Origin of the sequence: Paenibacillus sp. FSL F4-0087 (assembly GCF_038020215.1) — a bacterium.
GTDB lineage: Bacteria > Bacillota > Bacilli > Paenibacillales > Paenibacillaceae > Paenibacillus > Paenibacillus taichungensis.
This window is the reverse complement of record NZ_JBBODJ010000001.1, coordinates 1,680,341-1,692,978: the sequence shown is the minus strand read 5'-3', so window position 1 is coordinate 1,692,978 and position 12,638 is coordinate 1,680,341. Positions and strand designations below refer to the sequence as shown.

8 protein-coding genes are annotated in these 12,638 nt (G+C 48.4%); 7 read left to right on the top strand and 1 reads right to left on the bottom strand.

Going from position 1 to position 12,638, the window contains the following annotated elements; genetic code table 11:
* The first annotated feature begins 49 nt into the window (after window positions 1–49).
* The 3 genes from MHB84_RS08015 to MHB84_RS08005 all read left to right on the top strand — a co-directional run bounded on the left by MHB84_RS08015 (window position 50) and on the right by MHB84_RS08005 (window position 5,573).
* Window positions 50–1,705 carry an extracellular solute-binding protein gene (locus MHB84_RS08015; RefSeq protein WP_076290317.1) on the top strand — a complete coding sequence of 552 codons (1,656 nt, stop codon included), beginning with the start codon at window positions 50–52 and terminating at the stop codon, window positions 1,703–1,705.
* A 282-nt stretch (window positions 1,706–1,987) separates the two neighbouring features.
* Window positions 1,988–3,751, top strand: coding sequence for an ABC transporter ATP-binding protein (locus MHB84_RS08010; RefSeq protein WP_076290316.1), 1,764 nt, complete (start codon window positions 1,988–1,990; stop codon window positions 3,749–3,751).
* Window positions 3,732–5,573 (top strand): ABC transporter ATP-binding protein, encoded by a 1,842-nt coding sequence (locus MHB84_RS08005; RefSeq protein ID WP_076290315.1) that lies wholly within the window; start codon window positions 3,732–3,734, stop codon window positions 5,571–5,573. Before MHB84_RS08010 ends, MHB84_RS08005 begins: the two co-directional genes overlap by 20 nt.
* Before the next feature lie 132 nt (window positions 5,574–5,705).
* Here the strand turns inward: MHB84_RS08005 and MHB84_RS08000 are convergent, their stop codons facing one another.
* Window positions 5,706–7,697, bottom strand: coding sequence for a DUF4832 domain-containing protein (locus MHB84_RS08000; protein WP_076290314.1), 1,992 nt, complete (start codon window positions 7,695–7,697; stop codon window positions 5,706–5,708).
* A gap of 642 nt (window positions 7,698–8,339) precedes the next feature.
* On the opposite strand from MHB84_RS08000, the gene MHB84_RS07995 reads away from it, so the two are divergent.
* The 4 genes from MHB84_RS07995 (at window position 8,340) to MHB84_RS07980 (ending at window position 12,602) form a co-directional block, all read left to right on the top strand.
* The gene (locus tag MHB84_RS07995; protein WP_076290313.1) at window positions 8,340–9,440 is read left to right on the top strand and encodes a Gfo/Idh/MocA family protein; all 1,101 of its coding nucleotides are present in this window, start codon (window positions 8,340–8,342) and stop codon (window positions 9,438–9,440) included.
* Window positions 9,441–9,451: 11 nt separating this feature from the next.
* Complete coding sequence (locus tag MHB84_RS07990; RefSeq protein WP_072735121.1) at window positions 9,452–10,342, top strand: carbohydrate ABC transporter permease; 891 nt, start codon at window positions 9,452–9,454, stop codon at window positions 10,340–10,342.
* 12 nt (window positions 10,343–10,354) lie between these two features.
* Window positions 10,355–11,188 (top strand): carbohydrate ABC transporter permease, encoded by an 834-nt coding sequence (locus MHB84_RS07985; RefSeq protein WP_076290312.1) that lies wholly within the window; start codon window positions 10,355–10,357, stop codon window positions 11,186–11,188.
* A 70-nt stretch (window positions 11,189–11,258) separates the two neighbouring features.
* Window positions 11,259–12,602 (top strand): ABC transporter substrate-binding protein, encoded by a 1,344-nt coding sequence (locus MHB84_RS07980; protein WP_076290311.1) that lies wholly within the window; start codon window positions 11,259–11,261, stop codon window positions 12,600–12,602.
* Window positions 12,603–12,638 lie beyond the last annotated feature (36 nt).

The following is a 12,638-nucleotide window of genomic DNA, read 5'->3' as shown; positions in this document are numbered from 1 at the left end:
CCATTCGCTTATTTCATTTCACATTATATAAGAAAGAGGGTCTGATCTTATGGCGATATCCATCAAGGCATGGATGAAGTCCGGTCTTGTTCTGGGCTTGATCGGCGGAATACTGGCAGGGTGTTCAGGAGGAAGTGGAAGTGAGCAGGCTGAAGGGGAAGGTGCGCGCGGCAATATAACGTCGACGATCTATGATCGGGGCGCCGTACCAAGCGGTATGGGAACGATTGAGGATAACATGTGGTCCAAGTGGATCAATGAGAACGGCCCGGCCAATGTCAAATATACGGCGGTGCCCCGCTGGGAATCGCAGTCCAAATTAAACGTTCTGTTCGCTTCGGGCAGTGCACCGGATGTTATTTTTGAATTCGGAACGCCTATTCGGAATACGTTATTTAATCAAAAACAACTGATGCCGCTGGATGAACTGATTGAGAACTCCAGTGTGGAATATAAAGCGCTGATGGAGAAGTATCCACAGTTAAAGAAGGCTGGGATCAAGAGCGATGGCAAATTATATGAAGTGGGTCGAATGAATGAGGTATTTCCGCTGACCAGTTTCTTCATTCGTGAAGATTGGCTGGAAAAGCTGAACCTGGAGGTGCCAACGAACGAAGCAGAGATGCTGGCGGTCGCCAAGGCGTTCACAGAGAATGACCCGGATGGGAACGGTGCAGACGATACTTTTGGAATCGGAGGATTGCAGTTTGGAGACACTGCGGGATTATTCCGCTACATGTACAATGCCAATTGGGTGAACGTGGAGGACGGGGAGATTGTGGTCGGCCCCAATCACATGAAGGAAATGACAGCGTTTAAGCGGGCATTGTTTGAGGCGGGGGTAGTAGACAAGGATTTTCTTACCGACAAGGATGGAGCCAAGTCCAAGCAGGATTTCCTGAACGGGAAAATAGGCATGTATGCGGCAATGACGGCTGATTACACCGGATTTGCGGCCAAGGAACTGGATACGCTCATGCAAAATGTGCCTGATGCCAAGCTGAAGGTCATTGCTCTGCCTTCCACATCGGTGGGTCAATATACGATGGTATGGAATAACCCGGTACAGATGACGGCCATTGTGAATGCCCGTGCCAAAAATCCGGAAGCTGTCATTCAATATATCGATTTTCTGACCAAAACCGAGACAGGCCGAACGGTCAAGAACGGGTTCGAAGGCACTCATTATACGTTGAACGAACAGGGCTGCCCGCGTATATCTGACCAGGAAAAGTACAAACAGGAAATAAGCTGGGCTGGAGATTACGCGATGCTGTACAGCCGCCTGGAGGAAGGCAAATGTGGTTACACCGAAATGCTGTTCAGTGAGGAAATCCCATCCCAGAAGGAAGGACTTCGTCTTTTCAAGGAAGCACGGGAAGTATACATGAACGATCTGCCAGTGGGAGAAGGCGTTACCCATTCGGAACATATGCCACAGCTGCCCAAAGAGCTTCAGGTGAAGCTTACCAATGTGACAACAGCCATTAATGATATTTTCACCCGTTCCATTATTAGCGGTAGTAAGTATACGGTTGAGCAGGCTGCTGCAGAAGCGCAGCAAAAGTGGGAACAAGGTGGTGGCCCGGAGATTGAAACGTGGTACAAAGAATGGTGGAGCAAGGAAAAGGACAATGTACTTGTCTGGGATGATTTCTATGAAATCTATGAACAGCAGCAGGCCGATTTTCAGAAGTCGGAGTAAAACAGCTGGAATGAGTTGAGTGTCAACAAACGTATTCGAATTGGAACCTGGGCAATCTGCCCAGGTTTTTTGTTGCAGATGCATGTTCACTCCAAGTCTATTTCAGGTTAATAATAAAAAGGAAAGAAGATATTAGCGATTTGAAGGTTCAAAATGCGATATAATAAGCGTATTGGATACGTGAAATTTTACATAGAGTTATGGAAAGAGACTAACGGAGCTGGCTGCGTGAACATACCAAATCGTCACGAAGATTAAACGCTCTGGGCCGGAGGAATGGTTATGATCAAGCTGTTGTACTACTTGAAGAAGTATCGAGTCGCCGCCATCGCAGCACTGGTCATGATGCTGATTGAATTGACGGTCGAATTGGCTCAACCCTATTTGATCTCGAAGATCATTGATAACGGTATCCAGCAAGGAGATCTGTCAGTGGTTTGGCTATGGGGTGGGGTGCTTGTGGGCAGTGCCGTCGTTGCATTTGCCGCGGGTATTGCGAGTTCATTTTTTGCGTCACATGCGAGTCTCGGCTTCGGTTACGATCTGCGGGAGAAGCTGTATGACAAAGTGCAAGCGTTCTCTTATGCGGTGTTTAACCGTTTTGCCACATCATCCCTGATTACCCGCTTGACCGGGGACGTTACACAGGTGCAGGATACGGTGTTTATGAGTCTGCGTTTCATGACACGTGTACCGCTGGTGGTGATTGGCAGCATGATCATGGCGGTTGTGGTAAATCCGAAGCTGGGTCTGCTGCTTGTTGTGATGGTGCCTGTACTGCTCGTGTTTGTCATCTGGATGATTAAAAAGGCAGCGCTGCTGTTCCGCAATGTGCAGCGCAGGCTGGATGCCGTCAACGGAGTCATCCAGGAAAATCTGACAGGCATTCGGCTGATCCGTGTCTTCGTCCGGATGGGCCACGAGATTGAACGCTTTGCCGGTTATAGCGGCAAGCTGATGAAGGGCACGATCTCCGCGCTGCGCTTGACGGAGACGACGATGCCATTCATGCTGCTCATGATGAATGGTTGTATCATCGCCGTGCTATGGTTTGGACGACGTGACATTACTACCGGAAGTGCAACCGTGGGTGAAGTCGTCGCAGTTATTAACTATCTGCTTCGCACCATTGGCGCCATGTCTGCGCTGTCCTGGATTCTGGTAACCTTCTCCAGAGCGAGTGCTTCGGCACAACGGCTTAACGAAGTTTTTGACACGGAGGAAGTTTCGGATTCAGGTCAATCCATGGACACAGATCGTTCTGCGCAAACTGGGAAAGGGAATCCTGTTATCCAGGGTGCAGTTGATTTTCAGGGTGTAGGATTCAGCTATCCGGGCAGTGAAATTACCGTATTGGAGGACATTACATTCTCAGCCAAAAGAGGCGAGCGTATCGCCATCATGGGAGCGACAGGCTCGGGTAAATCATCACTGGTACAGCTCATTCCAAGGCTTTATACCGAAGATCAAGGCGAGGTTCGTATAGATGGTAATGACGCAGAACGGTTGGACATTGCCACATTGCGCGGAGCAATCGGTTATGTGCCGCAGGAAGTGGTCCTCTTTACCGGATCGGTACGGGATAACATCGCCTGGGGCCGGGAGGACGCAACGCTCGAAGAGATTAAGGAAGCAGCGCGGCGTGCACAGATTCACGAGACCATTGAGAAGCTGCCGAATGGCTATGATACACAGCTCGGTCAGCGTGGAGTCAATCTGTCGGGTGGGCAGAAGCAGCGGCTCTCGATTGCCCGTGCATTAATTCGTCGTCCAAGCATCTTGATTCTGGATGACAGTACAAGTGCTCTCGATGTAGCCACGGAAGCAAGGCTGCTGGGTGCACTGGAAGAGCTGTCGTGTACAACGTTTATCATCACGCAGAAAATCAGTTCAACCACCTCTGCCGATCTGATTCTGCTGTTGGACGATGGGCGTCTGATTGGACAGGGGAAACATGAAGATCTGATGGATTCATCTGAACTGTATCGCCGAATTTATGAATCACAATACGGGGAGGGTACACCACATGTTCAAAGCATTCATTGAACCTTTCCGTCAGCCCCCACCGCCGATTGATCCCGAGACGCTGAAGGCAGGTGGTGGTCGTAAGCCGAAGGCACGGGCGAAGAACTGGTCCGGTACGTTAGGCCGGATCTGGGCGTATCTGGCCCGTCGCAAGGTCAAGTTGACGATGGTGCTGCTGATGGTATTTGCCAGTTCTGCGCTCGCTTTACTTGGACCTTATATGGTCGGTGTAGCTGTGGATAAATTCATTGATGGAGAAGCAACGAGTTCTAGTTGGACGACATTTTTATTGGGTCTGGTGGCAGTCTATGTTCTCTTTTCCTTGTCGTCATGGCTGCAAAATATATGGATGATTGAAATTGCACAGGAGACCGTGTTCCGCATGCGGTATGATCTGTTCTCCCATCTGCACAAACTGCCGATTCCATTCTTCGGCAAGCGTCAGCAGGGGGAGATTATGAGCCGGGTTACCAATGACATTGAGAATGTCAGCGGTACGCTGAACAGCTCGGCCATCCAGATTTTCTCCAGTGTGTTAACTCTGATCGGAACGTTTGGCGTGATGCTCTGGTTAAGTCCGCTGCTGACCTTGCTTACATTTATCGTGGTACCGCTGATGGCCATTGGCATGCGCTGGATTACCCGTAGAACCGGGCCGTTGTTCAAACAACGTCAGCGTAATCTCGGCGAACTCAATGGGTACATTGAGGAAACATTGTCAGGACAGAAGATTATCAAGGCGTTCTCGCAGGAAGAACGGGTCATTCGCGGGTTTGAGGAACGAAATACGAAGATCCGGTTGTCCGGTTTCTGGGCACAGACCATCTCCGGTTTTATTCCAAAGCTGATGAATGGCCTGAACAACCTGAGCTTTGCGATTGTCGCAGGCATCGGCGGGATCTTGGCGATTCAAGGTTCCGTTACCGTCGGCGTGATTATCATCTTCGTAGAATATGCCCGTCAGTTTACCCGTCCGCTCAACGATCTGGCCAACCAGTGGAATACGTTGCTGTCTGCGATTGCCGGGGCAGAGCGCGTGTTCGAGGTATTGGATGAGGATGAGGAAGCGAAGGATGAAGGCGCAGCCGTATCTCTCGAAAAGGTGGAGGGAGCCGTTCGCTTCGACAAGGTATCCTTTGGATACGATGAGGGACGCAATATTTTGCATGAAATTAACTTTGAAGCCAAGCCGGGCGAGATGATTGCTCTGGTAGGTCCGACTGGGGCAGGGAAAACAACATTGATTCAGCTGTTATCCCGCTTCTATGATCCTACATCCGGTACACTAACGGTGGATGGACGTGACATTACGACCATTCGGCGCGAGAATTTGCGCTCACACATGGCATTTGTTCTTCAAGATTCATTCCTGTTCCAGGGCACGATTCGTGAAAATATCCGTTTCGGCCGCCTGGATGCGACCGACGAAGAGGTAGAAGCCGCTTCAAGGCTGGCGAATGCTCATTCCTTCATTGTGCGAATGAAGGATGGGTACGATAAAGTGCTTCAGGCCGACGGAAGTGGCATAAGTCAGGGACAGAAGCAGCTGCTTGCGATTGCCCGGGCAATTCTGGCCGATCCTTCCATTCTTGTATTGGATGAGGCGACCAGCAGTATCGATACCGTCACGGAGATCAAAATCCAGGAAGGGCTGCAGCGCCTGATGCAAGGCCGCACCAGCTTTGTTATCGCTCACAGACTGAACACAATCCGCCAAGCCGATCGTATTCTTGTACTGAAGGACGGTCAGCTCCTGGAGCAGGGTTCGCATGACGCATTGCTGGAACAAGGTGGCTTCTACAGCGAACTGTATTACAGTCAGCTACGGAACAAGGCACAGTAGTTATTGGAGAAAATCATAATGACGGTTGTTCGGTAAGTTGGCAATGATGATTCACTCGAAAAAGAGCAGGAATGAGAGCATAGTGCCCCCATTCCTGCTCTTTGCATTTTCACTAGTCGAAGTAATTTGAGATTACTTCGTTACACTGCTCAGTTTGAACGAGCCGTCGGTCAATTTATTTGTATTGGCAAAGTCTACACCAGGTTTATTCGTTTCCGGGTCAATGATCGCAATTGCGATATCATAGGTTCCGGCAGCAAGACCGGAGACCGGAATGGAATCGGTCAGGGTGTAGGTACCCGTTTTCCACGTGGTCAGATTAACGTTTGTTGTTTTCTTGGCGACCACGGTATTGCCGCTGCGCAGTTGAATTTCAACTGGCCAGGCAAACGGGAAGTGCTGTACGCCTTTATTCTCCACTTTAATCGTTGTTGTAAACGTGCTTCCGCTAATGGTGGATGGATGGGAGATTTCCTTCACTACAAAGTGGTAACCCATTCGTTTCTTGAGTGCATCCATATTGGCCTGTAAGGCATGATTCAACGGAAGCGAGGCAGGGGAATTTGGCCCCAGCCAGCTTGGTTTACTAAGCTCCGTCTGACGCAACGTTTCCGTAAATCCACTACCGGTGGTTAATGCCGCAAGCATGCCGGAAGCTCCCCCGTAAAATTCGCCGCCTGAGATACGTGTCTCCCAGAAGTTCGCATGTGCTGGCTGCTGTTGACCGATATCATCCCAATAGCCATTCTGGGTGCCTGTGTACCAGCCCCAATCCGCATCAAAGCTGTCTTTATGTCCAAACACATCGTTGAACATGCCCATGACCATGCCTTTATTATTGGTTTTGGCGAGGGCGATACTGCGCCGGATCAGAACCTGCATTTTGTCCTCTTTGCCAGCAAAGGCATCAATATAATGCTGAACATACTTGTTCGAGATGTCATTGGTAGGGAAAGAGCCTGTGTAATTGGTTTCACCATTTGGTCCGACATAAGGCCATGTATGGAACTCGCCCCAGTGTCCGAGTGAACCGATCTGAACAAAGGCGACCGGACGATCATTGGTGTTGTATCTTGCCGCAATGGCTTCGATGGCTAATTTGTGCCGTTCTTGCAGATAGATGGAGTTGTAGTTGGGAGAGAAGCCCATGTTGTTGCCAGTACCCATGCCTCCGGTTGTATCGTTGTATACTGTTCCAGGTGATTCTCCGCGTGCAATCATGTCATTGTAGAGCCAGTCGGGAATATCCCTGTGAGCCTGTCCTGTCGGGCTATCCAGAATGAAGCGAAACACCACTTTGACGCCTTTACTTTTCCAGTAGGCAAAATTGTTGGCGGCTTCAATTGCACTAAAATCATATGTGCCTTTGGTAGATTCAAGTTCCTTCCAAGTCACTCCGGCATATACGAGCCTGTGTGGCTGTGCATATGTGGTGCTCTTGGCCGAAGGCGCCCAGCCTTTGAATGGATTGTTAAGTGGGCTGTCCAGCTCTACGGGATTCACTACGGTATTGTTCCCCGTACCACCACCTGATCCAGCCGAGGTCAAAAGGTAAGCGGGCAGTGTTTGTCCAGACGCGGGCAATCTCGACGTATCCGAGCTGTTGTCGATATACCCGACTCGCACTGTGCTACCAGCACTGATTTGCAGTGTAGAGAGAGGAATAGCGACCTCAATGACGGTGGAGCTGCGGTAGAATTGGGAGCTGGTCAACGTGCTGTTGAAGTTCCAGACCCAGTCGGTTCCGCTGCCGCCATAGCGGTATAACCCCGTATTTTCAAGCAGCCACTCCACACCTGTAACTCCCCAGCCCGCAGCCTGGTAACCGGTTGAAGTATTGTTATCGGTATTGATCCAGAAGTTGCCCATCGTTGTACTCAGACCAGAGCCTTGAATAAGCAGATAGAGATTGGTTCCATCATTGGTCACCTTGAGCGTTTGGGCAGTGCCACTATTGGTGGTGAGAGCACTAACGCTGCTCCAGTCGCTGACGTTGCCATCAATGGTGATGGTTGCAGCAGAGGCTTTGGGTAAGGCTCCCGCAGGCAATAGCAGGGTAATCATGAGGACAAAAGCCAAAAGCAATCCAAGGCTCCGCTTGCTTTTATCAAACAATCTTGTCATGGTATACCTCCTGAATAATGGATTTTGAATGATACCTCGTTCTGCCCACCCCGAAATTCGTTATGAGGGGAGAGTTAGGAGAGCTCAACTCCTTTCTGATCCGCATGAAGTAGCAGAATAGTAACGTTTTATGTAAGAGTCATGGTAGTAATCGGGGAATAAATAACTGAAAGATGAGATTTTGGTTTGCGGCAAATATAAAATGTGTTTTTAGTTCTTGGATTCCGTGTCTAAATTGCATTATAGGGGATGGGTACAGGAGATACAACAGATATTTTTCCAGAATTTATTATGTTTTCTATTGAAAATAGGCGTGTTTTATTAAATTTTGAACATGAGTATTCATAACTTGAATATAATATTTGCCGCAAATAAAAATGAATACAAATTAAAGTATATGATAATACAACAAAAATGTAAACGCTTAATTTATGATGGATAAAGAGTTATACTGTTTAGTAGTATGTAAAATGCACTGTAAATATATTGCCGCAAAATAATTAAAAATTTAGCCAAAATCAATTGACAAGGGATTAAAACTATTTTACTATCGTTACATAGTCACAGTCCTGTTAGATTTCTTAACATCGAATTGGCTTCATGGCATTTGCCGCAAATTAACGAGCAACGGAGAGTGTAAGCATGGGGAAGATAAAAATGGCTTTTATCGGTGTAGGAGACATGGGGTCACATCATTGCATTGGTTTTGATTTGCTCGAGGAGAGTGAGGTTCGTTATATCTGTGATATGAATGAAGCCAATGTGGCACGTACGCTGGCTGAACTCAAGAATAGCAACCCCACCATAGCTAGCGATTATCGTGAACTGCTTGCCAAGGAAGATTTGGATGCGGTGGTCATCAGTGTACCGAACTATTTGCATCGCGAAGTGGCAGTCGCTTTTCTGGAAGCTGGCAAGCATGTATTTCTGGAGAAACCGGTCGCGCATACCATTGAGGACTGTGATGCCATTATAGAAGCGGCGGAAGCCTCTGGACAGGTATTGCAGATCGGATTGGTTTATCGATATTCGAATCTGTATCGCCGAATGGAGAAGGAATTGGAGAACGGACGTCTTGGTGACGTGAAATTGATGTGGTGCAAGGAATTCCGTGATCCATTCCCACCTGCGGATTGGTTCTATGACAAGACCAAGTCTGGGGGCGCGATAGTAGAGAAGGATTGTCATCACTTCGATATTTTCAACTGGATGATCCAGGCGAAGCCAGTCCGTGTGTTTGCCTCTGGAGGCCAGCATGTCATGAAGCAAGGAGAGCCCAATCGGATTCAGAATTCATACAGTCACTATCCCACGAAAGAAATTTCGGATACCTCCATCGTCGACCATGCATTCATCACCATTGATTATGATAACGGTAGCAAGGCCAATCTGGGCCTGTGCATGTATTTGAAACCGCGCAATTTGATGGGAGAAGGGCTTGAGATTGGCTTGATCGGAGAGAACGGCGGCCAGATGGTTGCCCGTAATGACAAAACGATTGATATCGTTGGCGGGCAGGACTGGACGAAGGACCATCTGGAGATTGATGTGACGTCGGATTCCATTATGGGTGGACACACGGGTGGACAGACCCAACGCATTGATTTTCTGAAATGTGTACAGGAAGGTAGACAGCCCTTTGCTAGTGCGCAGGTTGGTCGTAACGCGTTGCTTATTGCCCTGGCGGCAGAGAAATCTATTTTGGAAGAACGGTACGTCTATTTAGAAGAAATTTCAGGCTGAGGGGTGTCATCATGAACAGGTTGAGAAAATATGACACACTGCTGTTCTTTCTCTTCATTTTGCCTTGGATTATCGGATTTATCACCTTTTTCCTATTTCCTTTCGGGACTTCGGTTTTCTACGCCTTTACGGATGCGAGACTTCCGGGAGCGACCAACTTTAATTTTGTCGGGATCGATAATTTTACGCACATGATGGATGATCCCATCTTCTTGAAAAGCTTGATGAACACGATGTTTTTCGTTGTATTCGGTGTTCCGATCGTAACGGCGGGTATGCTGGGTCTGGCGATGCTGCTTAATTTTAATGTCAAAGGTATTGCCTTGTTCCGCACCTTCTTCTATTTACCGACACTGGTGCCCATTGTGGCAACGGTTATTATCTGGCGGCTGGTATTCAACTCCGAATTCGGCATCCTGAACGCCGGACTTGGCGCGCTGGGTATAGGCAAAGTGGACTGGATTGGCGGGGAGCATACGATCAAGCCAGTCATCATCATGCTTCAAGTCTGGATTTCGGGCAGTGGAGTACTGATCTTCCTGGCTGCACTGAAAAATGTACCCAGACATTTGTATGAAGCTGCTGCAATTGACGGTGCAAGCGGGATTCGCCGATTTTTCCAAATTACACTGCCGATGATTAGTCCTTCCATTCTGTTTGTCATCATTATTCAGACGATGTATAACTTTCAGATGTTTACGGAAGCGCTGCTGCTATCAAAGGGTGGTCCGAACTACTCTGCTTATACGTTTGTCTACAATATTTACAAGTCGGCCTTTACCGATCTGAAATTCAGCATGGCGATGACGCAGTCGATTTTCCTGTTCGCCGTGATCTCGCTTGTCACCCTGATCCTGATGAAAGTATCGAACCGCTTTGTGTATTACGAGGGAGAACGATAGGAGGAGAGTTACATGAACAGCCGAAAAATAGCGGTAAAAGCGTCCCAATATACCATGCTGATTGTAGCATTAATGCTGTTCGCAGGGCCTCTTGTATGGATGCTCTCGACCATGCTGAAAACCAAAGCGGAAACCTACAAGGTACCTCCAACTATCCTGCCAGACACATTCAGCCTGGAAGCCTTTGAACGGTTGTTCGCTGTGCAGCCGATGATGTGGCAATGGATTCAGAATTCATTTATCATTTCCTTTTTTGTGGCAGCGGGAGCGGTGGTATCCAGTTCACTTGTCGCTTACGGTTTCTCCCGTTTTGCAACCAGGTATCGGAATATTCTGTTCCCGGTTGTGCTTGTTACCTTAATGATTCCTCCATCCATTATGATGATTCCCTCGTACGTTCTTTTTTCCAAGCTGAACTGGATTGACACCTGGTTGCCGCTCATTGTGCCAGCCTGGCTTGGAGGTGCCTATTATATCTTCCTGTTCCGACAGTTTTTCATGACTATTCCCCAGGAGCTGGACGAGGCTACATATCTCGATGGCGGCAATCGCTGGACGGTATATGCACGAGTCATTATGCCGCTGTCCAAACCCATTATTATGACGACCATTATTTTTGCCTTTGTGAACTCCTGGCTCGATTTTCTGGGGCCGTTCCTGTATATCAAAAACGCAGAAATGTTTACGCTGAGCGTGGGTCTACAGCTGTTAATTGGTCAGACGAGCCAGGATTTGCCGGCGCTTGCTGCGGGTGCATTTATCAGTATTGTACCTATTGGTCTGCTGTATCTGTTTGCACAACGTTATATCGTCGAGGGGGTGGTGCTTACGGGCACCAAAGGGTAGAGTGGCTGCCTGCTTTCCGGTTTTCAGGTGAACAGGACTTATTGATATGACTTAAAGGGGAGCTGTGTATATGAGAGCGAAGAGTAAACGGCTATTCAATGTATGGGCACTTGTACTTGCTACAATGGTGGTGATCAGTGGATGTGGAAATGGGGGATCGTCCGAAAACGCCGACTCTTCTGGTTCCGGCAGCAGCCAGAGTGAACCTGTAACGATCACATACTCCCAGTGGGGGACGGCAGAAGAGCTTCATCGTACACAGGAACTGTTGGATCAGTTCATGAAGGTCAATACCGATATTAAGGTCAAACTCGAAGGCAAGGATTGGGGCAGCTATTGGGATGGACTAACAGCTAATGCAGCTGGGGGTACACTTCCGGACGTGTTCAAAACGAGTTATGCATACGTGGAGAAATACGCCGAGCTGGGCATTTTCAAGGAATTGGACGGCTTACTCGCGGAAAATCAGTTTGATTTGAACAATGTGGACAAAAGTCTGCTCGGTCTTCACCAATATCAGGGCAAACAAGTATCCTTACCTATCGATGCCAACGTCATCGTATGGTATTACAACAAAGCGATCTTTGAGAATGAAGCCACGAATCCTCATAAAGCTCCCCTACCGTCGCTTGAGCCAACGTGGGATGAAATTACCGACATTGCAACCAAGCTGACGCTGGATAAGAACGGGAAAAGCGCAGACGAAGCGGGTTTTGACGCCGGAAACATTGTGCAGTGGGGCTTGTCCGTTTCACCAGGGTCAACGATGGATTGGTTCCTGGAGCCGGAATTATGGTCCAATGGTGCGAAATTGGTGAATGACGATGGCTCCCTTGCGCTTGAGACACCTGAAGCGATGGAAGTGTTGAACTATTTTATCGACTTGACCAAAAATAAAAAGATCAACACCACACCTGCACAGATTGAAGGTTTGGGTGGACAGGTGAACCTTGCGATTACGACATCCAAAGTAGCGATGAATCCGGGTGGCAGCTGGAATACAACAAACTATCAGGAGGCTGGTGTGGATTACGGTATTTCCTATTTGCCAAAATTCAAAACGAACCAAACCGTTGTTCAGCCAGCAGGTCTTGCCATCAGTTCCAATACAAAGCATGAAGAGGCGGCTTACAAGCTGCTGGCTTGGCTAGCAGGTCCGGAAGGACAGACAGAACTGGCGAAGCAGGGGTACTCGATTCCCGCGAACAAGGCCGCAGCAGATGCTTATATTGCCACTGTAGGCGAAGATAATAAAATCTTCCTGGATGCGCAGCAGTATGGCATTGTATCTCCCTTTACAACCAAAAAAACCGATCTGGTCTGGACGTATGGTGAGCAATCACTCAAACTTCCACTTGCCGGAGATGGTGATCTGAACGCAGCGCTTAAGGATTTGGCCTCCAAGATGCAATAAGCAGATAAAGAGGTGGCAATGCTTCATACGTTTTTT

Coding starts and splice junctions, on each gene's coding strand:
- MHB84_RS07980 (WP_076290311.1), top strand. CDS start 11,259: ATGAGAGCGAAGAGTAAACGGCTATTCAATGTATGGGCACTTGTACTT.
- MHB84_RS08000 (WP_076290314.1), bottom strand. CDS start 7,697: ATGACAAGATTGTTTGATAAAAGCAAGCGGAGCCTTGGATTGCTTTTG.
- MHB84_RS07995 (WP_076290313.1), top strand. CDS start 8,340: ATGGGGAAGATAAAAATGGCTTTTATCGGTGTAGGAGACATGGGGTCA.
- MHB84_RS08015 (WP_076290317.1), top strand. CDS start 50: ATGGCGATATCCATCAAGGCATGGATGAAGTCCGGTCTTGTTCTGGGC.
- MHB84_RS08010 (WP_076290316.1), top strand. CDS start 1,988: ATGATCAAGCTGTTGTACTACTTGAAGAAGTATCGAGTCGCCGCCATC.
- MHB84_RS07985 (WP_076290312.1), top strand. CDS start 10,355: ATGAACAGCCGAAAAATAGCGGTAAAAGCGTCCCAATATACCATGCTG.
- MHB84_RS07990 (WP_072735121.1), top strand. CDS start 9,452: ATGAACAGGTTGAGAAAATATGACACACTGCTGTTCTTTCTCTTCATT.
- MHB84_RS08005 (WP_076290315.1), top strand. CDS start 3,732: ATGTTCAAAGCATTCATTGAACCTTTCCGTCAGCCCCCACCGCCGATT.